Source organism: Streptomyces sp. 796.1 (assembly GCF_047525675.1).
Lineage (GTDB): Bacteria > Actinomycetota > Actinomycetes > Streptomycetales > Streptomycetaceae > Streptomyces.
The window spans coordinates 39,640-65,561 of the sequence record NZ_JBLIWA010000037.1; the positions used below are offsets into that span (position 1 = coordinate 39,640).

At 67.1% G+C, this 25,922-nt stretch carries 18 protein-coding genes and 1 pseudogene; 10 read left to right on the forward strand and 9 right to left on the reverse strand.

Going from position 1 to position 25,922, the window contains the following annotated elements; all coding sequences use genetic code 11:
• Positions 1-40 precede the first annotated feature (40 nt).
• Positions 41-934: an NAD(P)-dependent oxidoreductase gene (locus ACMA1D_RS23350; protein ID WP_414725964.1), complete on the forward strand. Its 894-nt coding sequence runs from the start codon at positions 41-43 to the stop codon at positions 932-934.
• A gap of 140 nt (positions 935-1,074) precedes the next feature.
• On the opposite strand, the gene ACMA1D_RS23355 is transcribed toward ACMA1D_RS23350, so the two are convergent.
• Positions 1,075-1,659, reverse strand: a complete 585-nt coding sequence (locus tag ACMA1D_RS23355; protein WP_414725965.1) for a dihydrofolate reductase family protein — start codon at positions 1,657-1,659, stop codon at positions 1,075-1,077.
• Positions 1,660-1,971: 312 nt separating this feature from the next.
• Positions 1,972-2,880, reverse strand: a complete 909-nt coding sequence (locus ACMA1D_RS23360) for a LysR family transcriptional regulator (protein ID WP_414725966.1) — start codon at positions 2,878-2,880, stop codon at positions 1,972-1,974.
• Between the two features lie 407 nt (positions 2,881-3,287).
• On the opposite strand from ACMA1D_RS23360, the gene ACMA1D_RS23365 reads away from it, so the two are divergent.
• Positions 3,288-4,874 carry an amidase family protein gene (locus tag ACMA1D_RS23365; RefSeq protein WP_414725967.1) on the forward strand — a complete coding sequence of 529 codons (1,587 nt, stop codon included), beginning with the start codon at positions 3,288-3,290 and terminating at the stop codon, positions 4,872-4,874.
• Between the two features lie 206 nt (positions 4,875-5,080).
• On the opposite strand, the gene ACMA1D_RS23370 is transcribed toward ACMA1D_RS23365, so the two are convergent.
• On the reverse strand, positions 5,081-5,755 hold the full coding sequence (locus tag ACMA1D_RS23370; protein ID WP_414725968.1) for a hypothetical protein: 675 nt from the start codon (positions 5,753-5,755) through the stop codon (positions 5,081-5,083).
• Between the two features lie 358 nt (positions 5,756-6,113).
• Here ACMA1D_RS23370 and ACMA1D_RS23375 point away from each other — a divergent pair, with 358 nt between their 5' ends.
• Complete coding sequence (locus ACMA1D_RS23375) at positions 6,114-6,662, forward strand: DUF4232 domain-containing protein (protein ID WP_414725969.1); 549 nt, start codon at positions 6,114-6,116, stop codon at positions 6,660-6,662.
• Positions 6,663-6,831: 169 nt separating this feature from the next.
• Here ACMA1D_RS23375 and ACMA1D_RS23380 read toward each other — a convergent pair whose 3' ends face one another.
• The gene (locus ACMA1D_RS23380; RefSeq protein ID WP_414725970.1) at positions 6,832-7,563 is read right to left on the reverse strand and encodes an SDR family oxidoreductase; all 732 of its coding nucleotides are present in this window, start codon (positions 7,561-7,563) and stop codon (positions 6,832-6,834) included.
• Positions 7,564-7,793: 230 nt separating this feature from the next.
• Here ACMA1D_RS23380 and ACMA1D_RS23385 point away from each other — a divergent pair, with 230 nt between their 5' ends.
• The gene (locus ACMA1D_RS23385) at positions 7,794-8,636 is read left to right on the forward strand and encodes a helix-turn-helix transcriptional regulator (protein ID WP_414725971.1); all 843 of its coding nucleotides are present in this window, start codon (positions 7,794-7,796) and stop codon (positions 8,634-8,636) included.
• A gap of 219 nt (positions 8,637-8,855) precedes the next feature.
• Here ACMA1D_RS23385 and ACMA1D_RS23390 read toward each other — a convergent pair whose 3' ends face one another.
• Together ACMA1D_RS23390 and ACMA1D_RS23395 are read right to left on the reverse strand one after the other, a co-directional pair.
• On the reverse strand, positions 8,856-9,980 hold the full coding sequence (locus ACMA1D_RS23390; RefSeq protein ID WP_414725972.1) for an LLM class flavin-dependent oxidoreductase: 1,125 nt from the start codon (positions 9,978-9,980) through the stop codon (positions 8,856-8,858).
• A gap of 123 nt (positions 9,981-10,103) precedes the next feature.
• Positions 10,104-10,901 carry an SAM-dependent methyltransferase gene (locus ACMA1D_RS23395; RefSeq protein WP_414725973.1) on the reverse strand — a complete coding sequence of 266 codons (798 nt, stop codon included), beginning with the start codon at positions 10,899-10,901 and terminating at the stop codon, positions 10,104-10,106.
• A 759-nt stretch (positions 10,902-11,660) separates the two neighbouring features.
• Here ACMA1D_RS23395 and ACMA1D_RS23400 point away from each other — a divergent pair.
• Together ACMA1D_RS23400 and ACMA1D_RS23405 are read left to right on the forward strand one after the other, a co-directional pair.
• Complete coding sequence (locus ACMA1D_RS23400) at positions 11,661-12,110, forward strand: hypothetical protein (RefSeq protein ID WP_414725974.1); 450 nt, start codon at positions 11,661-11,663, stop codon at positions 12,108-12,110.
• A 78-nt stretch (positions 12,111-12,188) separates the two neighbouring features.
• Positions 12,189-13,006: pseudogene (locus tag ACMA1D_RS23405) on the forward strand (ATP-binding cassette domain-containing protein); the annotation flags it as partial.
• 117 nt (positions 13,007-13,123) lie between these two features.
• Here ACMA1D_RS23405 and ACMA1D_RS23410 read toward each other — a convergent pair.
• From ACMA1D_RS23410 to ACMA1D_RS23420, 3 genes are read right to left on the reverse strand one after another with little or no spacing between them, the layout of a single operon-like run.
• Positions 13,124-14,041: a phospholipase D family protein gene (locus tag ACMA1D_RS23410; RefSeq protein WP_414725975.1), complete on the reverse strand. Its 918-nt coding sequence runs from the start codon at positions 14,039-14,041 to the stop codon at positions 13,124-13,126.
• Entirely contained in the window at positions 14,038-15,906 is a 1,869-nt protein-coding gene (locus ACMA1D_RS23415) for an ATP-binding protein (RefSeq protein WP_414725976.1), read from the reverse strand. The genes ACMA1D_RS23410 and ACMA1D_RS23415 overlap by 4 nt, the downstream gene beginning before the upstream one ends.
• Positions 15,906-17,519, reverse strand: a complete 1,614-nt coding sequence (locus ACMA1D_RS23420) for a DEAD/DEAH box helicase (RefSeq protein ID WP_414725977.1) — start codon at positions 17,517-17,519, stop codon at positions 15,906-15,908. Before ACMA1D_RS23420 ends, ACMA1D_RS23415 begins: the two co-directional genes overlap by 1 nt.
• Positions 17,520-17,966: 447 nt before the next feature.
• Between ACMA1D_RS23420 and ACMA1D_RS23425 the strand changes: the two genes are divergently transcribed.
• From ACMA1D_RS23425 to ACMA1D_RS23440, 4 genes are read left to right on the forward strand one after another with little or no spacing between them, the layout of a single operon-like run.
• Positions 17,967-19,112, forward strand: a complete 1,146-nt coding sequence (locus tag ACMA1D_RS23425; protein WP_414725978.1) for a cysteine desulfurase family protein — start codon at positions 17,967-17,969, stop codon at positions 19,110-19,112.
• 54 nt (positions 19,113-19,166) lie between these two features.
• Entirely contained in the window at positions 19,167-20,279 is a 1,113-nt protein-coding gene (locus ACMA1D_RS23430) for a DUF4007 family protein (RefSeq protein ID WP_414725979.1), read from the forward strand.
• Complete coding sequence (locus ACMA1D_RS23435; protein WP_414725980.1) at positions 20,276-23,914, forward strand: ATP-binding protein; 3,639 nt, start codon at positions 20,276-20,278, stop codon at positions 23,912-23,914. The genes ACMA1D_RS23430 and ACMA1D_RS23435 overlap by 4 nt, the downstream gene beginning before the upstream one ends.
• The gene (locus tag ACMA1D_RS23440; RefSeq protein ID WP_414725981.1) at positions 23,911-24,747 is read left to right on the forward strand and encodes a phosphoadenosine phosphosulfate reductase family protein; all 837 of its coding nucleotides are present in this window, start codon (positions 23,911-23,913) and stop codon (positions 24,745-24,747) included. The genes ACMA1D_RS23435 and ACMA1D_RS23440 overlap by 4 nt, the downstream gene beginning before the upstream one ends.
• Positions 24,748-25,922 lie beyond the last annotated feature (1,175 nt).

Below are 25,922 nucleotides of genomic sequence, written 5' to 3' on the forward strand. Positions count from 1 at the left end.
GAATTTCCCCCTACACCTTCCCTCTGAAGTGGAGCACACCATGCGTACGGAGAACGATCGGCTGCCCGTGACGGTCATCGGCCTGGGTTCGATGGGGCGGGCACTGGCCGCGGCGTACCTCGCCGCCGGCCACCCCACGACGGTGTGGAACCGTACGCCCGGCAAGGACGGGCCGCTGTTGGCGCGGGGCGCGGTGGCGGCGCCCGACGTGGCGGCGGCCGTCGCCGCGAGCCCGCTGGTGATCACGTGCCTGACCACCTTCGACGCCACGCGCGAGGCCCTGGAGCCGGCCCGCGGCGCACTGGCCGGGCGCACGCTGGTCACCCTGAACAGCGGCTCGCCCGCCGGTGCCCGCGCCACGGCCGGTTGGGCCGCCGAGCAGGGCGCCGCGTTCCTGGCCGGGGCGGTCAAGAACGTACCGGCGGCCGTGGGCGCCCCGGACACCCTGCTCTACTACGGCGGTGACCAGGCAGTTTTCGCCCAGTACCGGCAGACGCTCCAGGTCATGGGCGGCGACACGGTGCACCTCGGCGAGGCCGTTGACCTCGCGGCGCTGTACGAGATGGCGGTGGGCGCCATGCTGCTGCCGGCGCTCGTCGGCTTCTTCCAGGGCGCGGCGGCGCTCCAGTCGCGCGGCCTGCCGGTGGACAGCATGGTGCCGTTCGCGGGCAAGTGGCTGGACATGATCAAGGCGCTGCTGCCCACGTACGCCCACGAGATCGACAGCGGCGACTACACCGACGCCGCCTCCTCGGTGAACCTCTTCCACGCGGGCGCGGCGCACGATGCGGAGCTGGCCGACGAGGCCCATGTCGACACGTCCTGGCAGGCACCGCTGCACGAGCTGGTGCGCCGGGCCGTCGACGCGGGCCACGGCGAACACAGCGTCGCCGCCCTCACCGAGGTGCTCCGCAAGCCGGCCCCCGCGGCCTGACGCCGACCGGCCACCGGGCCGGCGCGGCCACCGTCCGCGCGCCGCGCCCGCGCCGGTGAGCCCGCGTCCCGCACCCGCGGCCCGCCCGTACGCGTCCCGTACGCGCCCCGCACGTGCCACCGCCCGCGCGCCGCTTCCCGCTACCGCTTCCTGCGGTACGTCCTGATGAGGACGCCGTTGTCGAAGGTCTGCACGCCGTCCAGGGTGAAGTCCGTGACGCCGAACCCGGCCCCGAACATCGGCATGCCCGCCCCGTACACCTGCGGATAGGTCTTGATGATCAGCTCGTCGATCTCGTCGAGCAACGCGCCGGCGAGCTGCGATCCACCGCACAGGTAGATCCCCAGTTCGCTCTCTTCGGCCTTGAGTTCGCGCACCGCGGCCACCAGGTCGCCGGAGATGAGCGTCACGTTCGGATCGGGTGACGCTTCGATGCTCCGCGAGGCGACGTACTCCCGCAGGTGCCCGTAGGGGCTGGTGACGTTGGCGTCCAACGCCACCTGATAGCTGCCGCGCCCCTGGATGACCGTGTCGAAACGGCGGTGCTCCCGGTCGGTGAGACCGAGGTGCTCCCGCGTCGCGGTCGGCAGCGTCTCCGGGTACTCGGCGGCGAGGTGCCCGAAGAACTGCTCGTCCAGGAACGCGAACATGGAGGAGGCATCACCACTCGGGTCGCCGATGAACCCGTCGATCGAGCAGGCGACGAAGTAGGTGAGCTTGCGCAAGATGGTCCTCTTCTTCTGTGGACGACAAGGATGCTACGGAGGGCCGCATCGGGCGTTCCCCCGCGACCACTGCATTCATAGTGCTCCATCCGTAGTGGTTCGGCAAGGGGTTTGCCGCCCCGGTTGGGCTTCGACGGTGCGGGGGCCCGCCGGGGCGGCCCTTCGGGGCGCCTCCCCGGGGCAGCTCTCCGAAGCGGCAGCCACGCGGGATGGGGCAACAATGCGCCGGCACACCGTCCGAGGGAACCCCCGTACGGCAGGCGGCCCCAGCGGCCCCAGCGGCCACCCCGCCGCCAGCCCCGCCGCTGCGGCCTACGACTCCTCGGCCCGGGACCCCGCCGGGCCCGCCATGAAGGGCCGTTCCGTGATGTAGTCGCGGAACTTCAGGGCCGCTTCCGAGAGATAGGCGTCCCGGTGCCAGACCAGGGTGAGCACCCGGTGGCAGTCGGGCGCGTCGACGCGTATCCAGGCGAGCGGGGTCAACAGCACCGCCTGGCGCGACATCTCGGGCAGCAGCCCGATGCCGAGTCCTGCGGCTATCAGCTCGTGGCTGGCGCCGAGTTCGTCACCCTCGCAGGCGACCACCGGAGTCAGCCCTTCGGCGGCGAAGAGCCGGTCGAGCAGGGTGCGCTGCCAGTTGCCCCGCCGGTTGACGACGAAGGGTTCGTCGGCGAGCTCCGGAACGGTCACGCTCTCCCGGCCGGCGAGACGGTGCCCGAGCGGCACGACCAGCAACACCGACTCCTGCATCAGCTCGATGCGGCCGAGCCTGGCCCCCGAAAGCGGCTGCGAGGCGACGCAGAAGTCGACGTCGCCGACGCGCAACCGGCGTTCCATCTCCACCGCGTTGGACTGGTGGAGTCGGATCGCGGCGTCCGGATAGGCGGCGCGGAACCCGCCGAGCACCCGGGAGACGGTGAGCAGCGTCTCGGCGGCGATGCTGACCCGGCCGAGACCGCGGTCGCGGGCGTCGGCCACCGCCCGCCGCCCGTCATCGAGCTCGCTCAACGCCCGCTCGACATGGCGCAGGAACAGCGCCCCGTACTGGTTGAGCCGGATACGCCGGCCCTGCCGGTCAAAGAGCGCCGTGCCCAACTCGGCCTCAAGGCGCGCGATCGTACGGCTCACCGACGGCTGGGCGACACAGAGTTCCTCCGCGGCGCGGCTGATGTGCTCGAAGCGAGCCACGGCCCGGAAATAGCGCAGTTGCAGCAGGTCCATCGCTCCCCCACCATGCCGACCACGTCATCATGACACGGCCCAAGCCCCCCGGAACGGGCGAGCGCCCACCGCCGGACCGCGCCCCGACCCACTCCAGAACACCCCCTGAAACACGCTCCGAGCACACCCTGGGCACACCCACCCCGCCCCCACACCCTGGGGCCCACCCTGGACAAACCCACACCCACCTGCCACCCACACCCGCGCCCTCGCAACCTCCCAGGCACACACCCAGGCACGCCCACAAACATCCACAGCAACTCCAAGCCCGCAACTCACCTCCAAGTCACCCACACCCGGGCGAGCGGGGCACCGCGACACCGGCGCGTACGAGTGAATACGCGCCGGGGCACATACGCCGTGTCGTGCTCTTGCATCGGGGCGCCTGGTGTAGTCCGCTAACCCCCATGAGGAAGAGGAGCGTTGCCACGCTGATCACCGCCGTACTGGCGGGATCCCTGCTGACCGGGGCGCCGAGCCCGCGCGCGGAAGCAGCCACATCACCCGGTGGAGCACCACCCGCAGATGCGCCGCAGCGGCTGGGGGTGGATCTGGATACGGTGACGATCCCCGAACTCCAGGCCCGCATGAAGAAGGGGTCGCTGACCTCTACGGCCCTGACCAACGCCTATCTGTGGCGGATCAAGACCGTCGACCGCACGGTCAACTCGGTACTGCGCACCGACCCCACGGCCCGCCGCCAGGCAGCCGCCAGCGACTACCGGCACCGCAAGGGCAAGACGCTGGGCCCGCTCGACGGCATCCCCGTCCTCATCAAGGACAACGTGCAGACCCGCGGGCTGGCATCGACGGCCGGTTCGCTGGCGCTGGCCGAGCCGCCGACCGTCGACGCCGCCCTGGTCACCCGGTTGCGCAAGGCCGGAGCGGTGATCCTGGGCAAGACCAACCTCTCCGAATGGGCGAACTTCCGCGCCGCGAAGCCCACGTCCGGCTGGTCCGCGGTCGGCGGCCAGACCCACAACCCGTACGTGCTCGACCGCAGTCCGTGCGGCTCCTCCGCCGGCTCGGGCGCCGCGCTCGCCGCCTCGCTGTCGCAGGTGACGATCGGCAGCGAGACCGACGGTTCCATCGTCTGCCCGGCCGGCATGAACGGCGTGGTCGGCCACAAGCCGAGCCTCGGCCTTGTCAGCGGGGACGGCGTGGTGCCGATCTCCGTCGAGCAGGACACCGCGGGCCCGATGGCGCGCAACGTCATCGACACCGCCCTCACCCTGGCCGTGCTCAGCGAGGAGGGCGCCGCCCGCCGCGCCGGCCTCTCCACCCGCCCGGTCTCCGGCGACCTGCACGGCAAGCGGATCGGCCTGTGGCGGCTGCCCGTGCTCGGCGCCGACGTGGACGCTCTCATGACCCGTACGGCACGGAAGCTGCGCGCCGCCGGGGCCGAGGTGGTCGAGGTCGAACTGCCCTACCAGGACCGGCTCGCCGAGTTGGAGTTCCCGGCGCTGCTCAGCGAGTTCCACCGGGACATCGACGCCTATCTGGCCACCCGCAAGGGGCCGCAGAACCTCGCCGAGCTCATCGAGTTCAACCGCGCCCACCCGGAGGAGCAGACCTGCTTCGCCGGCCAGGAACTCTTCGAGCAGGCCCTCGCCGCGCCGCCCACCTCCGACCCGGCGTACAAGGCCGCACGGGCGGAGCTCAACGACCTCTCGCGGCGCTCCATCGACGAGACCATGGCCAAGCACCGGCTGGACGCCATCGCCGCGCCGACCAACCCGCCGGCCTGGACCATCGACTGCGCCCGCGGCGACAACGACGTGGTCCCCTCCTCCACGCCGGCCGCGGTCTCCGGCTACCCCTCGCTCTCGGTGCCGGCCGGCTCGGTGGGCGAACTGCCCGTCGGCGTACTCCTGACGGCCGGCAACTTCCAGGACGGCAAGCTCCTGAAGCTCGGCGCCGCCGTGGAAGACCGCCTGGACGCCTGGCGCGCCCCGCGCTACCTCCGCACGGTGGACCCGAAGACCCACCGCTGACCCCGTCGCCAACCCGCCCCGGCCCCGCCCCCACGCACCTCGGGGGGCGGGGCCGGGCTCGCTCCGTCCCGGGGCGCGCCCCCGCGCGACACCGGGCGGAACTTCCCGCGCCACGCCGGGCCGAGGCCGTCGCGCCACTGCGGGCGGAGCTTCCCGCACCGCAGCCGGCCGAGGCCGTCGCGCCACTGCGGGCGGGGCCTCCCGCGCTACGGCAACCGGAGGTTGTCGTACCTGCTGTTCCGCTCCCCGCTGGCGTACACCCGCGGTGAGGTGAAGACGCCGACCAGGTCCGCACCGGCGGTGCTGGTGCGCGGCAGGTCCACCCCGTAGTACTCGCCCACCAGCCGGTACACCTCCCGGATCGGCGGTATGTGCAACCCCCACTCGTCCGGGTCGTCGGGGAAGTCGGGGTCCGGGTCGGCGGTCCCGAGCCCGATCTCGGCGACCATGCGCTGGGTCAGCGGATGGTCCGCACGGACCATCTCGTGCACCTCGCCGTCGAAGTAGCTCCAGTCCAGGGCACCGTCCACGACGACGTCGACGGTCGGCGGGTCCATCGTGGTGTCCGTGACGGAGAGCCAGGTCCGCCCCTCCCACAGGTGCCGCACGTGATCGGGGTGCCGCATGTAGAAACCGTCACTCCCCCCGAGCCAGGCGTACGCCCACCCGCCGTGCTCCCCCAGCCTCGCCCAGTCGGGCACCGTACCGGCGCCGCCCACCGCCGCGTTGAACACGTCCGGGGCCACGATGCCGAGTCCGGCGTCGGCCCCGAGCATCGCCGCCAACTCCTCCACTCCCACACCCTTGACCACCTCCAGGCAGAAGCCGAAAGAGCCGAGGTCGTCCTGGAGCCACGCGAAACCACATCCACCTTCGCTCATGCCTCGAAGTGTGGCAGCAGCCTCTGACAATCGAGCCCGACCACCACCCCGCGCCCCCACCGGCACACCCCACCCCCCGCCACCGCCCCCGCACGCCGCCCAACCACCCGCGGTACGCCCCCACTCACCACCCCGGAAGTCCCACACCCAGCCCCACACCCCACACCCACCACACAATCCACCGCACCCTCCCGACGCCCCACCCGATGCGGCCCCCAACCCCACCCCCACCCTTCACCGCCCCCATACGCGCAAAAGTGATGGTCAATCACCAAGCAACTGTTAGCCGCGTGTTAGGCGTTTCCGAGAAGCTCAGTGATGTCGGGACCACCACCCCAAACACCTCAGGGGAGACATCATGAACATCTCCGCACTTTCCCACCGCACCCTGCGCGGGGCCGCGCTCGTCGCCGTGGCCGTCGTGACCGCCAGCGCGTTCGGCGCCGGTGTGGCATCCGCCGCCGGCCCGCACGGCGCCACGGCCGCCAAGACCCCCACCTGCACGGCGGCGAACACCAAGGTCACCGTGGAGAAGTTGCAGCGCCCGATCAACCACCTGCTGATCACCGCGAAGAACACGTCCAAGAAGTCCTGCAACGCCTACAACTACGTGTTCCTCCAGTACGGCGAGGCCCAGTCGCCCGCCCAGGTGTGGGGCGAGAAGCCGCAGTCCGTGGTCACCCTCAAGCCCGGCCAGTCCGCGTACGCCTCCACCCAGCCGTCCTCCCCCGCCGACGACGGCACCGATGGCTACTACACCTCCAAGCTCGGCGTGTACTTCAACAGCGCCAATGACCAGGGCAGCGAGGGCCCGGGCGTCACCCTGAACCTCCCGGGCGGCAAGACCTACGTCAACGACCCGCACGTCACGTACTGGCACGACAACGTGGCCGACGCCATCTACTAGGCCACCCGGCCGCCAAGCCCCCGGCCCACCGGCCCCGTTCGCACGCCGCCCTCCCCCGCCCGTGCGCCCGGCGACCGGTGGGCCGGTCACCTTCCCCCCTCACTGCTACGCGCCGGCGCACCCTGCTACAACACGCGCCTGCTCCCGCTCCCGCCCACCCCGTGCCCGCTCACTGGGCGCTCGCAGCCGGCCGGACCACGATCTCGTTGACGTCGACCTCCGGGGGCTGGGACAGCGCGTAGGCGATGGCGTCCGCGATGGTCGACGCGGGCAGCGCCACCGCCCGGTAGGACTCCATGGCCTTGCGGGCCACCGGATTGGAGATGCTGTCGGCGAGTTCGGACTCGGTCACGCCCGGCGAGACGAGCGTGACCCGGATGTCCCCCGCGGACTCCTGGCGCAGCCCCTCGGAGACCGCCCGTACCGCGAACTTGGTGGCGCAGTAGACGGCCGCGGTGGGCGACACCTCGTACGCGCCGACGGAGGCGACGTTCACCACGTGCCCGCCGCCCTGGGCGCGCATCACGGGCAGGGCGGCGGCGATCCCGTACAGCACGCCCCGCAGGTTCACGTCGATCATCCGGTCCCACTCGTGGGTCAGCAGCGCCTCAAGCGGCGACAGCGGCATCACCCCCGCGTTGTTCACCAGCACGTCCAACCGGCCGTACCGCGCGCGGGCGGCGGCCACGAAGGACCGCACGTCGGCGGCGTCCGTGACGTCCAACCGCTGGTACGCGGCCCCGCCGCCGGCAGCGGCGATCTCCGCGGTCAACGCGGCCAGCCGCTCGGTGCGCCGTGCTCCGAGGAACACGCGGTGCCCGTCGGCGGCGAGCCTGCGGGCGGTCGCCTCGCCGATCCCGCTGCTCGCCCCGGTGATCGCGACGACCTTGCTCTGCTCCATCACGTTCGTACTCCCCCTCGATGCTGGACGGGGCGCCCGACCAGTGCGTACGCGCATGCGCCGGTACGCACGGTCGCGGGCTCCCCCGTCCCTGGGTGCGACGTCACCTGGGTGTGACGTCGGCTGCCCGGCCGAGTCTGGGCCGGCCGGCGCGGGCCGACCAGGACGCTTCCTGCCTGGGTGTGACACACCCAGGCAACACACCGGGCCCGCGACCTAGCCTGGGCGGCATGACCGACAACCACCTGGGAGAGTTCCTCCGCGCGCGCAGGGCCGCCCTACAACCGACGGATGTCGGCATGCCGAGCCACGGCACGCGCAGGGTCGCCGGGCTGCGCCGTGAGGAGGTCGCCGTCCTGGCCGGGATGAACGCGGACTACTACACCCGCCTGGAACAGGGGCGCGACCGCCACCCGTCGGCCCAGGTGCTCGACGCGCTCGGCCGCGCCCTACGGCTCGATCCCGATGCCAGGGCGCATCTGTACCGGCTGGCCGGTACGGTGCCCGTCGACCGGTTCGCCACCACTACGGACCAGGTCAGTGCCGCCCTACGGCAGGTGGTCGACGGGCATCCGGGCGCCCCGACCCTCGTCATCAACCGGACGCTCGACGTGCTGGCGTCCAACGCCATCGCCGACGCCCTGCACGCGCCGTTCGATCCGGCGGACAACCTGGCCCGGATGGCGTTCATCGACCCGGCTGGCCCGCAGTTCTACACCCGCTGGGACAGTACGGCACGGGCCACCGTGGGTCATCTGCGCCAGGCAGCCGGACGCGACCCGAACAACCCGCGGCTGTGGGAACTCGTCGGCCTCCTCACCGAACACAGCGCCGACTTCGCCCGCCTGTGGAACACCCACACCGTGCGCGGCAAGACCCAGGACAACAAGCACTTCCACCACCCGGACGTCGGCCCGCTGACCCTCGGCTACCAGGTCTTCGACGTGGCCGACGCCCCCGGCCAGCAACTCGTCATCTACCAGGCCGAACCCGGCAGCCCCAGCGCCCAGGCCCTGGCCCTGCTGGGCTCCGTCCACGCCACCCGCACCTCCCCGCCCCCGGAGCGGACGTGACGCCGCGTACGACGGGCCGCAGGCGTCGCTGCCCCACGGCCGTGCGGTACGGCGTGCGCACCAGGCACTGACGGGCGGTCAGCAGCCGGTCGCAACACCGCGCCCATGGAAGGCCGCCCCCGCCGGCCCACCGACGCGCCACGTCCTGCCAGCCCACCGAGCCGCCGACCCGCCAGCCCGAACCGCCGAGCCCCCCGCACGCCCACCCGCCCCCGGCCCTCACCCCAACAACCGGGCAAACTCCACCATTTGCCGCTCCGGGTCCACCACGGGTTGGATCAACAGCTCGTCGACGCCCGCCCGCTCCAGCGCTGCGATCCGCTCGACGACCTCGCCCCGCGTACCGACCAGGCCGAACCTGTCCACCAGGGAGGGCACGATGAGCTCGCGCTCCGCGGCGGACAGCCGGCCCAGGTAGTTGCGGTAGAGCGCCTGGTGCAGTCGGGGATCGGTGGCGGTGGTGTCGCGCATCTGGAGCAGCCGGTCGACGGCCGCGGCCTCGGCCGGCGGCAGGCCCGCGCGAAAGGCGGGCTCCTCCGCCCCGAGGACCAGCGCGCCGAGCGCGATGTGCCCCACCGAGTCCCTGACCGGATCGCCGTAACGGTCCTCGCCGTCGGCGAGGACGTGCAGCGCGGAGATGAGGTACGAACGGGCCCGGCAGGCCCGACCATCCCCGCCAACCTGCCCCACCCCCTCGGTCCGACCAGCCCCGCCCACCACCCGTACCGCCCCTCGGCCCGCCCCGTACGCCTCCTGCGCCGCCGCCCGCCGGGCCTCGCCGAGGGTGGACCAGGCCGCGGGGTCGTGCAGTGCGAAGGAGATCAGGCCGGCCCCGAGCCGCCCGGCGACCGCGGCGGCCTTCGGCCCGAACGCGGCCACGACGAACTCCACCGGTGCCGCGGTGTCGACGTACGGCCCGACGTGCAGGAACCGCACCCTGCTGGCCCGACCCGGCTCGCGGTACGCCACCTCGCGGCCGGCGGTGAGGTCCCGCAGATCAGCAGCGAACCCCTCCAACTCGGCTAGCTTCGTGGGCCGCATACCGAGCGCGCGGCGCGCCGTGTTCCCGGTGCCGACGCCGCAGATGACGCGGCCGGGAGCGAGTGCGTTGAGGCTTCCGACGGCCGCCGCTGCGGCGGGCGCAGAACGCAGCGCCGGCGAGGTGACGCCGATGCCGAGCCTGATCCGACGAGTGGCCCTGGCACACAGCGCGAGCCCCACGAACGGATCGCCGTAGACCATCGGCGTGTCATACACCCAAAAACTGTCGAACCCCAACGCCTCCGCCCGCACGGCCAGCCCCTCCACCCCCGGCCCCGGCGCCGCCACGATGCCGATCCGCATACCGAACCCTCCTCACCGTCGAGCAGAATCCTTAGGCCCGCGCACGCCTGCCGCGCCGGGGCTGCCGCGTCGGTCCCAAGAGCATGGTGCCCGGGGCCGGGCGGGCACAGTGCGGTGGTCGCTTCACCCGATGCGCCCCCACAGCCCGTACATGCACGCCTCACCCGCTTCCCCCGCCCGGACCCCGTCCGGCTGCCACTGGTTGGTGGCCACGATGCCCGGGGGCAGGACGGTGACACCAGCCTGTTCCACGAGCGCCCGCACCTCGTCCTCGCTGCGCATGCGGGAGGGGATGCCGTGGGCCTCGTAGACCTCCTGCATCCGCTGCACCTTGGGCCGGTCGAAGTCGTAGGTGCCGTGGGAGAGTACGAGGATGCTGCCGGGGGCGAGGGCGTCCGCGTACTCCCTGAGCATGTCGGGGACGTCGACCTCGGTGAGGTACGGGACGACGGCGCCCAGGAGCACGGCCGTGGGGCGGGCGGGGTCGATGGTCTCGCGGACGGCGGTGGAATCCAGAACCGCTCGGGGATCACCGATGTCGGCCACGAGGTAGGAGACCCGGCCTTCGCTGGCGGTGGGGCCCTGCTCTTCCAGTTGGGCCACGGCCGCGTGGGAGTGGTCGACGTAGCAGAGGGAGACCGTCGGATCGGCCTCGTGGGCGACATCGTGGACGTTGCGCCCGGTGGGCCGCCCGGCGCCGAGGTCCAGGATCTGCGTCATGCCGTACTGGCGCACGCAAGCCGCCGCGGCAGCGAGGACGAAGGCCCGGTTGTGCCGGGCGACCAGGGCGGCGGAGGGCACCGCGGCGAGCAAGGCACGGGCCAACTCCTGCTCACGGCCGTGCACTGCGCCCGCCCCGGCCCCCAGAACTCCGGCGTAGACGTCGGGGACCTGCATGGCCGGGCTGTCGCTGTGGGTCATCGTGGGTGGGCCTTCCTACACTGTGGGCCGTCGAGTCGGACCGGGGAGGGGACCGAACGCACGGGCGGATGCGGGGCAGGGCGGGCTGGTCGGTCAGTCGGTCGAGCAAGGGCAAGCCCCCCAGGGCGCGCGGCGACCCGAGCTCCCGGTTACAGCCAACCGGTGGCGGGGCGGGGCAGCCGGGCAACCCTCGTCGACGCCCATGGCCACGACGATCCCGCAGTGCGCCCCTGATGGGTAGACCGGGACTGCGGAGGGCCGGGACGTACGGTGGGAGGGGCAGGCGGGGCGAGGGCTTGCAGAGGGCGGGCGCGGGCGACCGGGGCTCTCACGTGCCGTGCCGTGGGCCGTTCACGGGTGGGGTCCACCTGCACGAACGCGGACGTCCGCAGAGACCTTCCCAACGCCGCACAGCCAATTTCCCAAATCAATGCGGAATGCATCCAAATTCGACCGCACCCAAGATCGTCAGCCACGTATCGAGCACAGGTACGCCAGAGGAGCCGACAGCCAGGGAGGCGACCGTGGCGACCACGAGGGCCGGCTTGGCGAAGATGCTAGGGCCAGTCACACCGAGGACGACGAGCTCGGCAAAACCTGCTGACGAGTGGGTCCGACCCGCAACGATCCGACGCCCTCGACCACTCCCCTTTCCGCGAACTAGAAGATTGCCCCTGGCCTGCCACGTCCTCGCCAATCAGATCACCCTTCCGCCCGAACCGACTGGCTATATAACTAGCCGATCGTGAGGCTTGCGGCGTGCCTCATCTGCCAGCCTCACGGTTCCGCCGTATCGCCAAGGACATCGCGATCGACGCGACCCATCGGATCGCTTTGCTTCCGCATCTGGCCAACAACCGGGCGTGGCGGTTGCCTCAGCACTCGGCGCGGCTGAACGAGCCCTACGCGGACACCGTGGTCCGGCTCTGCCGTGACCTGCTCTCGCCGTACCCCACGAGGCTAGGCACGGTCACCGGCCGCCGCTGGGCCCCGGCGCCCGAGGGTCCGGCCCGGGAAGCGGAGGTGCGGTTCTACATCGTCCGGGTCGACACGGAGCCGGACAACGAAGGTCCGGGAGGGCGCATCCTCTGGGTGCCCCGAGCCGTCCTGGGGCTCTGGCTGGGATGTCCGGAAGTCAAGAGTGTGAGCGTCCTAGTCGACGGATATCTCAACGGCTGGCTACCGGATGGGCCGATCACACTCGACTGACCGAGCTCGTCACAGTGGACGCAGCCGGTTGTCAGGGGCCGCCGCGCCCGGATCACTCGGAGCTCACACGAGCCGGGCAATATCCGCTTCGACGACGTCACCTTCACCTACCCCGGTACGCCCGACGGCGAGCCCGCATTCAAGAACGTCAGCGTCACGATCCCCACCAGGAAGATCATCGCGCTCGTGGGCAACAACGGCAGCGGCAAGTCCACCTTGGCTAAGCTCCTCTGCGGCCTCTACCTCCCCGACGCCGGCCAGATCCGCTGGGATGACGTCGACGCCGCGGAGGCCGACCGCGCTGGCCTCTTCGCCCGCACCGCAGTCGTCGCCCAGGACTTCTATCGCTGTCCTTTCACCGCCCGCATCAACGTCGCCATCGGACGCCTCGACGCCCCGCACGGCGAAGACCTCCTGCATAGGGCGGCCGAGTACGCCGGCGCCGATGAAACCATGGAGTCCCTCCCGCGGGGATGGGACACCCTGCTTGCACGGGGATACAAGGGCGGTCACCAGATCTCCGGCGGACAATGGCAGCGCATCGGAATTGCACGAGCTCGCCACAGAGACGCGCAGATTCTGGTGGTCGACAAGCCGACCAGCGCGCTCGACACGGAAGCCGAACAGCGAGTTTGCGACCAGATCCGCAACCTCGCTGCTGGGGGGGGCAGACGGTCATCCTAATCACACACCGGCTGCATAGCGTTCGGCATGCTGATGAGATCTATGCACTGGAATAGGGGCGCGTCGCCGAGCACGGGACTTTTCATGAGCTTGTGAGAGCGCAGAATGGTGAGGCGGGACTCTTCCGTCGCATGTACCGAGTTCAGTCCGAGCAGTATCGCCTCGATGCCCTCACGCTGCCAACGCAAAATGGCTTCCCCCAGCCGTCGTGAGCCTGGCCCAGGAGCCGCGCTAGTGGCCCAGATCGGGGAGTTCCGCTGGCTCGGTCGGTGGAGTGCGGTTCGCACCCCACCGACCGAGTTATGATCACTTGAAGGGCTCGCCCAGGTTTACCCGAGCTCGCGGCCTTGCCTTATCTCCCAAGAGCCGGTGGGTACTACCCGCACTTCACCGAAGTAGCGAAGCCATTCAGCGATGTTCTCTGCTGCGCGTCGCGCTGCTTCCTCTTCGCAGCTGTCAGCCTCAAGGATTGACCGCTGTAGGTCAGCAAGGTTGAGGGCGCCCGTGGTGGTCAGTTCGGCTACCTCGGGGAGCTCGTACAGCCGGGAGCTCACAACCTTCGCGAAACCAGTCTCGTCGAGGCCAGGGGGAATATTCAGATAGGCAAGATCACGAACTACCCCGGCAAGGATCTCGCCGGGGTAGTCGTACTTCTGTCCCCTGTACACGGGGAAGAGCCGGACAGGCATGCGCGTCTCGGGACGCCAGCACCCCGCCGGTGACTCTGTCTCGTCTACGACGACCACCAAGCTCGGACGATCCTCATCTGCAGCCAGGAGGTTGGCCTGTTCGCGAAGTTGCCTTGCCGTCGTCACATCGGCAGGAGTAGCCGTCTGTTGGATCTGGCCGAGTACGGACTGCACTTCCGGATGCTCGACGGAGACCTCGACAAGCAGCTCTAGGTTCTTCGGGATTCGCCGCCCGGTTGCACGACCTGTCAAGTTGGCAGAGCCCACAAGGCAACGCTCGTCAGCGACATACAACTTCGCGTGCAAATTATGGCAGAGCATGATTTGCACGCGATCGTCATGCTCCGCGATCTCGGCGATCTCTGGGTCCGACACACCTGCGGCGATTTCCATGACTGCCCAGCGGGTTACGCACAACAGCTCGACGTCCCGATCACCGAGAGCTGCAATTGCCGCGGCGAACACTTCCTTCTTTATGAAGGGAGCGACCAGAACGACGCGTTCGTGAGCGGACGTGAGCAGCTCATGGAGCTGATTCCAGATGTGGTCCTGCCTCACTCGTCGTCCTCTTCGTCGACGGTGAGGAAGTCCTTCGATACTCGCCCCCAGTCCTGACGGTAATCCTTGATCCGCTCCGCCATCTTCGAGCCGGACTCGAACTCGAAACGTGCCCATGAAAAGAGGAGGAGCTTGAAGGCGTTCGATGCTCGTTGCAATCGATCAACGAGCTCGCTCTGACCAGCCTCTTCAACACCCTCATCGAGGACCGCCACGAGGTCTTCGTAGACGGGGTGGTCCATGTTCAGGGCGACTTGGAGCACACCGGGAATGAACTCGACGTTGAAGAACGCGGGGGAGTCGGGGTTGCGGCTCGTCACAAGCTGAACGGTCTTGTGATTGGTGATCCGTTCCTCGATCAGACGCTCTGCATCGGACGGCGAGAACTTGTGGCGCTCAATCAAGCTCTTACGCTGCTCGTTTGCGCTCTCCTCCGCCGTCGTCTCGCTGTCAGCTGCGTCGGCGGGAGCCGGGCGGTTCGCGCGACGCCGCTGGACTGCCTCGTCGGCCTGCTTCTCGGCCGGCGCGTGGCGACTTCGGCTTTGCCGTGTTCCTCGCCTCTGCTCGGCGAGGTCCTTCCGCAAACGCGTGATGAGCTCGTCGCGGACATAGTGAACGATCTCAAGCAGCGGAACCCGCGGGTCGCCTTCTTCGGCAAGTCTCTCGTTGAACTCAATCCGCGTGGCTCCCTCCGCCTCCTCCTTCCAGTCGAAATGGGACAGTTGGGAGAAGAGCGTTGCCGCCTGCTTGTTATTGGTGACGCCGAACACCTCGTCGAGCTCCGGCGGGAAATCGATCTCGATACCCCACCAGCGTTCCACCGGGTCGTATGTGCTGACCCACCCCTTGTCGAGGTCAAGCTCCCTGTCAGCCCTGATCAGCGAGACGCCAAGATTTCGCGCAGCGTGCTTACCCCAGGGCGTGTGCCCAGGGTCGAGGTTGGGAGAGATTCCCTCCGGCCACGGGGCACCATCGATGTCAGATCGCCGCGCCGCATCTGTGGCGATGGACGCCCGTACGGTGACGGGGTAGCTTTCCCCATCGATTCCCTTCACCATGAACCGCTCAACGCCGATCTTGCCGACAGAACCTGCCCCGAAGGGGCGGAACATGGGCTTGTCGTTGAACGGGGCAGGGGTAGAGGACCGCTCGGTCAAGTACAGCGGGTCGTTGGGCCGAGCGTCATCGGCACCGTCGAGCTCATCCCATCCCTGAACCGGAACGAGCCGGATGCGGCATTTCCCCTTGGCGATATACCTTCGGTAAATGCGCCCGATGAGCTCCTCGGTGTGGCGGAGTGTGGTGCGGGCACCCAGCCACTGCACACGGTCAAGGTCCGTCCAGACGACGAGGGTGCCCGAGGGGCCGAGACCTTGACTGAGGTTCTGCCATTCCTTGGGGAGGGCAAGGTGCTCGGGCTCGGGAACTTCGGCGTCGTTGCTGTCGATCCGTGAAAGGTCAAGGAACGTGTGCAGGGCGTTCTCCGGTCCGTTCTGCCAAGACCAGACGTCGACACGCTTACACTGCGACATACTGGAGTTGGGCAGTCCAACGCCGAACCGCCCTATCCCCTTGCGGTCCCTCCGGCTGCCCACGCCGAAGCGCAGGGAGCGTCGCAGAGTCTCGCGGTCCATTCCCTCACCGTTGTCCATGACGGCGATCTTTTCGATACGGAAGCGAGACCGGGCAGAGGGGCGCTCTGTACCTTCTACGGCAAAGAGCTCCACGACATCGGCCTCGGCTTCGATTCCGTTGTCGATGAGCTCGGCAATGGCATGAGCGGTGGACTTGTACCCGCTGTCACGCATCGCCTGGATCGTCATGTCAGAGCTGACGATCGGGTATTTCTCGTCGCCGTCGATCACTAGTTGCTCCATACGTCTTCCCAGTTGGTGAATGCCTCTGCCACGTCCCCGAACCCTGGGAGCTCGGGGTCAATCACGGTTACCACTTCGCACGTAGCCGTCCCGCCTGCCTTCGGCCCGCGAATGACCCTCCCCACCATCTGGCTGTACAACACCAGAGACGTCGTGGGGCGCGCGATCACGGCAGCACTGGCGGCCGGCGCGTCAAAACCGGTCGTCAGTACGCCGTAGTTTGAGAGCACCATCGGGCGATCGGAGTTCCCCTTGAAGCGTCCGATCACCTTCTCCCTGTGCCGCTTCGAAGACTCAGCCGTCACCTGATCCGCCTCGACGCCGAGCGCCGAGAGTGTCGCTACGAGCAGCCGGCTGTGCTCGACCGACCCCGCAAAGAGCAGAATCCGCCGGTGTTCCTTGATCAGTTCGAGGACTGTTTGAACGACTTGCAGGTTCCACTGCACGTTCATCGCCAGGCGCTCAAGTAGTTCTTTCGGGATGTCGAAGGCATCAGCCAGTGCGTGGTGGTCGCTCGCGCTCAACTTCACGCCGGAACTTGCGGCGACTGTGCGGAATGTGGGTTTGGCCAGATATTCCTGCTCGATCAAGGCGCTGACCGGGTTGTCGTGGCCCTCGATCTCCAGCATGACCTTCTGTCGAGAGAAGAACTCCGATAGTTGCTCGTCCTCGCTGATGTTTGCCCATGAGCGCCCCGGCGTCGCGGTAAGTCCGAGCAAGCTCGAGTCACGACGCAGGGTCAATGCGTCTGTGACTCTGCTGTATGTCGGTGCGATGGCCTGATGCGCTTCATCGAAGACGGTCAGCGTGGTCTTCAGCGCCAAGCGGTCCAAGAACTCCCTGTCCCTCTTCGCTGCCGCCACTGCTTTGTCGAGTCCTAGGATCACGATGCCGTCGGTGATCCCGTCTAGGTCCGTTGCGGAATCTCCCCACATCCGGACGACGTGCACTTCCCTGCTTCCAAGGGACGCCCATGCCCGTTCGAACTCCGAGGCAGCCTGTTCCAGGAGCTCGTTGCCCCGCGCCAGCCAGACGACGAGAGCCGGCTCTCGTGACCGCAGGTGGTCACAGATCATGTTCATCGCCGTCCGGGTCTTTCCAACACCGGTCGGTAGGTGAAGCACAACGCGGCGCTCATGCCCGTAGAGAAGATCACGGGCGCGCGCGGCGGCACGGCGCTGATGAGAAAAGAGCCCATAATCAGGTTCTGCGATTCGCCGGGCGGCAGCCGGAGCCTTCGGCGCCCGCTCGACGATCAGGCCGAGGAACCCCAGAAGGGCCTGCCTCTGCTCTGCTCCCCACTCGCACTTTGCCATGAAGACGGAAGAGCGACCGGACCGTTTCCACCCCAGCCTCCCCGCGAGCTCTGTCTTCTTCTCGTCGGGCAGCAGTGCAAGAAAGCGGTCCCGTTGGTCCGAGTCGGCGAGTAGCTCGTCTGGCGAGACCGCAGCCGTCGCAACCGAGCGGAGCATGGCCTCGTCAGTGGATCCTCCGTTCAAGAGGTCAAGCAGCGCGCAAGTGTCTTCCCCGAGTAGCCCCCGCACGTATTCAAGGGGCGCTGTGTCGAGAACGCGTGCGAATGCGATGCCGGGGGCGCTCATCCGGCCTTCACTCCCTCGCACATCTGACGAGACGTCCCCACGCCTCGTACGCTCTCACCACGCACTTCCCGGAGCCCTTCGCTGTGCAATGTTCCCTCGCTGTCGTCGTCCCATGCTGAGAGCACGAGCCATGCGATCAACAGTAGGGCCGACCACTGACAACGAGGGCCGGACGGAAGATTGGCTCCCGCTCAGTGCACTCTCGTGCCGGTCGTGCGCCGTACGGTCGGGAGTGGACACTCTGCGGAAGGATTCACTCACGCAAGGTTAGGGAGGGCACTTCCTGCGGCGCGCCGGTCTAACTAGCCTCCGACGTTCGTTAGGATCTCAGAGTACTCCTGGTGGAACATGAGCTACCGCCTGAGGAAACTCACCAGGAGCGAAATAGGGAGCGAAGCCGATCGTAGGGGGCATTTCATGGAGCCTGACACACTCCGAGCGCAGCCGGTGTACCTCGACTACAACGCCACCGCCCCCTTGCGCCCGGAAGCACTCAAGGCCACCTGTGACGCTCTCCATGCCGTGGGGAACGCCTCCAGCATCCACCACCACGGTCGCGACGCCGCGAGCAAGGTTGACCAAGCACGTCGGCAACTTGCTGACCTGCTGAACTGCAGCCCTGGCGAAATCGTCTTCACCTCTGGAGCGACCGAGGCCAACAACCTTGCACTGCAAGCCGCTTATGCAGAGCGGGGCTCGATCATCACCTCGGCTGTCGAGCACCCCGCAGTCCTGGAAACTGCCAGAGCGCTCGTAGGCGACACTCCCGATGCCCTGTTTGTCTTGCCTGTCGATCACAAGGGGCTGACCGATCCTGATGCGCTCAAGGCGACTGTGGAGCGGTACGGGGTGTCCCTTGTCTCCGTCATGCTGGCGAACAACGAGACTGGAGTGATTACCGATCTCACCCCAGCGATCGACGCCGCGCACGCGGTCGGCGCGTTGGTTCACACGGACGCGACGCAGTACGCTGGTCGGCTCCCTCTCGATCTGGGTGATCTCGACGTCGACATGCTGTCGCTGTCTGCCCACAAGTTCGGCGGCCCGCAAGGCATCGGTGCGCTGTTCATTCGACGCGGCACTCCACTTCCGCAGCGCCCACTGGTCTTCGGCGGTGGACACGAACGCGGCTGGCGCGCGGGCACGCTCAACGTTCCAGGAATCGCCGGTTTGGGGGCCGCGGCCGAGGCAGCCCGGCGACAACTTGATCAAGAGGCCCCGCGCATCGCCAAGTTGCGTGATCTCCTTGAAGGCGAGCTCCTCACCCGTATTCCAGACAGCTACATCAATGGCGTAGCCGCCCCACGGCTCCCGGGTGTCACGAGCATCACCCTCCCGGGAACGCCCGCCGACGCGGTCCTCGCCTCGATGCCTGAGGTAGCTGCGTCCGACGGCAGTGCTTGCTCCGCAGGGGCGCCAAGTCCCAGCCATGTTCTGCTCGCCATGGGGCTCAGCCGGGAGGACGCCGACTCCACCGTTCGCTTTTCATTGGGCTACGCCACGACGGAGCAGGAAATTCACCGAGCCGTCGATATCGCCGTCGGGGCCGTTACCCACGTACGGGCCGTCATGGGATCCACCGACAGTCCCTGAGCGGCGCCCTTAAGACTTCGTACTTATTTACTTGAGCTGAAGGGTTCGACCGTAATGCCAGAAGGCCGCCTCTCCACCGACCTCGTCGGATTGAAATTCAACAGGCACGAGAGCTTTCCTCCGCGCTTCGGCTGGCTTCACAAGGCGTACCTGCAGATCAAGAAGGACGAGATGCTCTTCCATGCTCCAGATGCGCTGGTGCGCCTGGGCGTGGGTAAGAACATGGTCTACTCCATGCGTTACTGGTCGCAGGCATTCAAGCTCACCCACGAGTACCGCAACGCGGATACGCAATCACGTTCTCTCGCGGCAGCTCCGACTTGGCGTGCTCGGTGGCTGCTGGATGAGGATGGAGCCGACCCCTACCTCGAGGACACTGGCAGCTTGTGGCTGCTGCACTGGTGGCTAGTCTCCGGAGACAAGGAAGCCAAGTGCCTCGCCCCGAGCTGGTACGTCATGTTCCACCTCACGCCGCTGGCTCGCGTCACGGTCGAGGAGATGACCACTTTCATTACACGCGAGGTGCACAACAGCTTCGACCGCGAGAAGTGGCCGGCACCTGAATCGATCAACCGCGACGTCGAGTGCTTCATCAAGATGTACGCGCCGGACCCCGATGCGAACCCTCTCTCTCCGGGCAGCTTCGAGGACTCCCTCCTCTGCCCCTTCCGTGAGCTCGGGCTGCTGGAGTTCCAGGGTGGCCGCGGCAAGGAGCGTACGTACCGATTCACCAGTGGCATCCGCCCTAGTCTGCCGCCGCGTGTCCTCGTTCACACTTGCCTCGACTACGCGGCCCGTTTCAGCCGCAAGCCAGACTCCATCTCACTGGCCCGCCTCGCCAGCGAACCCGGCGCCCCCGGGCGCGCGTTCCACATGCGTGAACCGGAGCTTGCCAGGTCGATTGAAGCCTTCGTCGAGAATCACCCCCAGTTGGAGATCGTCGAGTCGCTCGGGCAACGGAGCCTGCGCTTTGCAGACAACCCGGAGACACTGGCCTGGGACATCCTCGACGAGCAGTATGGCCGTGTTCGTGACCGCGATAGTTTCCCGACTCCGGAGGAGTGGGCGCGGCAGAATCCCGGCCTGAAGAAGACAACGGACGACGATGCTGAGGCCGCGCAGGGCCAAATCCCCCAGCAGCCCGACATGATCGAGGAGCTCGCGTGACCACGGCAACCAAGCCATCTTCCCGCACCAAGCGGAAGGGCACGGATCTCCAGATCCCCTCCGGGATCAGCTTTGTCGGTACGGAGTTTCGTTCCACTAACCTGGAACGTGACGTCCGGGCCCAGGACATTCACTCCCCGTACGTCGGTGTACGCGCTCTCGACGTTCTCGACCGTGTTGGTAACGCCCTAGGCGATCTCAAGCGCACTCGTGCCTGGTCTTTTACCGGCCCTTACGGCTCCGGTAAGTCGACCCTCTCTAATCTGATCGACGCCCTCCTTGGCCACGACCATGAGCGCAGGACTCGCGCTTACGAGGCGGTGGCTGAGACCAACGCTGCTCTGGCCCAGGAGATTGCCGAGAATCGCCAGGTGCTCGCGGCAGATGGCTTCCTGGGAGCTGTCACCACTGCACGTCGTGAGCCGCTGTCAACCACCATCTACCGCGCCCTGCAGACTGCGGTGGAGCGTAAGTGGAAGAAGCGCGTCCCGAGGGACGTCTCCACCGTCATGACAGCCTGTGCTGAGACGGACGTCCCGACGACGGACGCCCTGCTGAATGCGGTCACTACGCTTTGTGGCAAGGCACCACTCCTGCTGATCATCGACGAGTTCGGCAAGGCGCTGGAGTACTTGGTCTCCAGCGGGGAGGGCAGCCACGTCGAAAGCGACGTCTTCCTGCTGCAACTGCTCGCGGAGAAGGGCGCTGGCGCCAAGGGGCTGCCGCTCTTCATGTTCACTCTGCAGCATCTGGCTTTCACGGACTACGCCTCGCGATCCAGTTCCGTCCAAACCCAGGAATGGGCAAAGATCCAAGGGCGCTTTGAGGACGTCACCTTTGCCCCAAATTTGGGTGACGCGGTCTACCTGCTTCAGAGGAAGCTAGCGCACTCCGAAGTGCCCGAGCAGGGGCGCAAGTTGGTCGAGGCTCAGGCGCAGGCTGCATCCGGTATCTGGCGTCAGCAGTCGCTGCACTCGGTCGTTGACATCTCAGCAGAGTCGTTTGCCAACCTGTACCCCCTGCACCCTCTCACCGCGGTGGCGGCTCCCCTCATGGCGGCACAGATCGGCCAGAACGACCGGAGTCTCAGCGGTTTCCTCGTCAACGACGAGCCGTTCACGGTGCGGCGCACTCTCGACACTTGCGCGGACGAGGCACCGAAGCGTGCCTCGACAATCCGAATCCCGCAGCTGTACGACTTCTTTTTCTCTGCAGGCCGTACAACGATCCTTGCCTCCTCTAAATCGAGTCGGTGGCTGGAGATCAACGCCCGCCTTGAGGAAGCCCACGGGCTCCCCGAAGCCGATCAGGAGCTGCTCAAGGCGATCGGTGTCCTCAACCTCATCGACGCTGACGGACTGCTGCGCGCAACGCCGGCGATGATCCAGTTCGCGCTGAACGACCCAACTGATGCCACCGACGCCAAGCGGTTCGATCAGCTGAAGAAGCGGCTCGACAAGCTGGTGGAGGATGGGCTTGTCGTACACCGGTCATACAGCGACGAGTACCGGATCTGGCAGGGCACCGATGTCGACATCGACGCCCGAGTACGCGAGATCGCTACACAGCTGCAGCCCGATGACGTAGTGCGCTACTTCAACAAGCACCTCGGGACGAACGTCCTCCCGAACGCGGTTGCAGCAGGCGCGCACAGTCAGCTCACCGGTATGCAGCGTCACTTCGTGACCGCCGTCAGCCACCAGACCGAGAAGCTGCGGGGCCCCAAGGTCGTGCAGGACGCGGCCGACGGGATGCTGGTCTTCCACTTCGGAGACTTGAAAAGTACCCCTCGGATCGACTCACCTCTCCCGGTCGTCGTCGGCGTGACCAAGAGTCCCCAGGCCGTGCTGGATGTCGGCAACACTCTCGTGGCGCTCCAGGACCTCATGAGTGACGAGGAACTGGACCATGTCGCTCGGCGGGAGATCGGGGAGCGGGCCGGTGAATTCTCCCAGCGCATCACTGCCATGCTTGCCGAGGCGTTCCGGCCGGGCAGCGATGAGTCGAGCTGGTTCCTGTGGAAGAGCGGCGAGGACACCGACGGCGACCCCGCCCAGCAGCTCAAGGCCCGCAGCTATGCAGGGCTCGTATCCGAAGCTTGCAATGTGGTCTACCACCAGACCCCGCACGTAAGGAACGAGATGGTGGGCCGCCACCAGCTCACCAGTAACGCGGCGCGTACGCGCCGCGAAGTCCTCACGTCGATGATCGAGAAGACCGGGCTGCCACTGCTCGGGTGGCCCCATGACAAGTTCCCTGCGGAACGTGCCCTGTACGACGGTGTCGTTGAACACCTCGGGCTGCACCGCGCTGCTGGCGAGGTTACTGGCGGCCAGAACTCTGAAGGCAGTATCCACACACACGGGATGTCCCGCCCGGAGGCTGCCACGAACTCGAGCGTCATGCCTGTGTGGGAGGCACTTGAGGGGGCGTTGAGTGAGGCCACGGAGTCAACCAACCTCGTAGAGATCTACGAGCGGCTCATGGCTCCTCCATTCGGCGTCAAGGCTGGCGTCGTCCCGATCTTGGTGGTCGCGGCGCTCGTCATGCGGGGCAACGACGTGGCCCTCTTCGAGGAAGGCAACTACTGCCCGCGCCTCACCGCCCCCATCATTGAGCGCCTAAACGTCAATCCAGAGCGTTTCACTGTGAAGGCGACTCCGGCTGGCCGAGGCCAGCGCAGTCTTGTTCTCGACAAGCTGGTGAAGTCGCTCGGCGTCGATATCCCTCGGAGTAGAGCAAACCGGAATCCTGCACTACTCGCAGTCACTCGCGGATTGCTGGAACCCATGTGGGAGCTGGACGAGTATTCGAAGAAGACTCGTCGGCTCAGCGATGACGCAACCGCGGTTCGTGAGGTGCTGTCGGAAGCGACTGACCCCGACGAGCTTGTCTTCGAGCAGCTTCCCGAGGCCCTCGGTTTCGAGGAGATCGCTCCTCGCGCTAAGAAGGACTCTGATTCGGCAGAGGCGTACGTCGTACGCCTCACCGCCGCGCTCGATGAGATTGCCGGCGCCAGTGAGGGCTTGTCCCGGCACGTGGTGGAGACGCTGGCTCAGGAGTTCCGGCTTCCTGCATCGGACATCGGCGAGTTGCGTGCTGGGCTGGCTGAGCGCATGCGGGGCTTCGCTGACGCCTCGCTCGAAAGCACTCTTCATGGCTTCGTGGCGTGTGTGCTCAACGAGATGCTCCCCGATGACGACTGGCTCGGGACTGTCGTGGTTCAACTCGTCAACCAGGCCCTGGGCGACTGGACGGACCGAGATGTCGATGTCTTCCCTCGTCTTGTGCGGAACAGAGCGCGTGCGCTGGACCGCGTTAGCCATCTGTACAACGCTGCAGAGGAGTTGCGGGTCGACGAGGTCATCCAGGAAGTTGGCAAACGCAGCAAGCCGAAGCAGCGCCAGATCGACACCCATCTGCTGACCCTCACTACCCCGCAGGGAACGGAAGAGCGCACGCTCATCCATGTCCCGAAGAAGTCGCGGAATGCCGCGGACAAGCTCGTTGTCAGTGTCATCAGGCAAGCTGAAGAGGCACTGGGCCCCGACGGCGCGCGAATCCTGCTCGCCGCCCTGGCCGAGCACCTGTCCGGGCAGGACAGCGACGCATCCGAGAAGGAGGAGCAGCTGTGACAGACGCCAACAGCTCCAACGGCAAGAAGCGCCACGTACTCGGGATCTCGGGAGGCAAGGACTCCTCGTCCCTCGCGATCTACATGCGAGACCGCGTGCCGGAGATGGAATACTTCTTCTGCGACACTGGCGCCGAGCTTCCGGAGACGTACGAGTACCTCAACCGCCTCGAAGGCGCTCTAGGTAAGCCCATCGCGCGTCTCAATGCCTCTCGAGACTTTGACCACTGGCTTGAGGTCTACCAGGGCACGCTGCCCAGCCCTCAAATGCGCTGGTGCACGAAGAACTTGAAGATCAAGCCACTTGAGGAATGGATCGGTGACGACGAAGCCATCTCGTACGTAGCCATCAGGGCGGATGAGAACCGGCTCGGCTACGTCAGCACTAAGCCGAACATCACCGCGGTCTTCCCTTTCCGTGAGGACGGGATCGATCGCGCGGGCGTGGACCGCATCCTCGACGAGGCCGGCATCGGCCTCCCGGGCTACTACGAGTGGCGCACCCGATCCGGCTGCTACTTCTGCTTCTTCCAGCGCAAGCACGAGTGGGTTGGCCTCAAGGACCGGCACCCGGAGCTGTTCGAGAAGGCCATAGCCTACGAGAACAAGGTCAAGCACCAAGACACTGCTATGCAGGGCCGCAAGTACACCTGGTCGCAGGGGGAATCCCTCGACGAGTTGATAGAGCGGCGCGAGGAGATCGAGGCCAAGCATCAGGCGGCACTTGAACGTGCGGCTAAGCGGCAAAAGCCGAACCGTCCGTTGCTGGAGATCCTGTCTAACGCTCTAGACGATGACGACGACGATGCCGCCTGCGCGGTTTGCCACCTCTGATCTGTACTGCCAGTACAGCTGGGGCAGTTGATCCCGGCATCAGGTGAGGGCCCCAGCCCAACGGCTACGGCCCTCACCTTTCATGCGACGCTGGAGAGATGTAGGACGCGGGCCGGTAGCCTGCGCGCCACGGGTGCTCACCTGCCTCCTGCTAAGAACAGTCACAGCCAGATCAGGTGAACCGCAGGGTATGCCGAGATGGCGGATGCTCTGGCAGTTCAGTACGAGAAGGTCACCTTCGAGGAGATCCACCGCTACGTGCTGCAGCTGGTTCCTACCGAGCCCGCCCGCATCCTGGATGTGGGCGCAGGCACCGGACGCGATGCCGCCGCGTTGGTGGCCCGTGGACACGGCGTCGTGGCTGTCGAACCGACCGCAGCGCTTCGGGCGCATGGACAGCGCCTTCATGCGAGCAGCAAGATCGACTGGGTCGACGATGCTCCCGGACCTGGCTCTGAGCCGGCACACGGGACGGTTCGAGGCCGTCTTCGCAACCGCAGTGTGGATGCATCTGAACACCGAGGAACGTCATCGCGCGATGGCCAGGATCGCCGAGTTGCTGGTGGCTGGCGGCCACTTCTTCGTAAATCTGCGTCACGGCCCTGTGCCGGATGGCCGACACATGTCCAGTGTGTCCGCTTCTGAGATAGCTGAGTTGGACCATGCGAATGGGCTGCGAACGGTCTATTGCGGCGAATGTTCTGATCTTCAAGGTCGTGACGGGGTCCGTTGGAGCTGTCTGGTCCTGCGAGCGAACAGCTCCGACAATTCGCCGGACTGAGCGCGAACTCCTGGTGCCGACGCTGTCTGCGCTCAGCGGGTCCATCACCGCTGCAGGAGCACCGGGATGGTCAACTCGGCGGCGCCAGTCTTGGCAGCACCCAGCTCGGCAATCTGCCGCTCCAGAGCCCGGGCATTCTCTGCGTTGTTGACGGTGGCCACCCCTTGCACCGTGACGGTCAGAGGATCGGCGACGAGGGATGCTCGCCGCTCGCGGAGTACCTCCAGGGCAACGTCTCGAACATCATGGAGCCGCGCATAGGGGTGTTCTCGAGTGCCGATGATCAGCGATTGATGGAGGGGCGTGGAGCTCGCTGCCCGTTGTGGGGTTGTTCGTTGCCCGCAGTCTGGGAGTGTGGGATGCGGTGGCCCCTGTAGCGTCCATGACTCCGTTC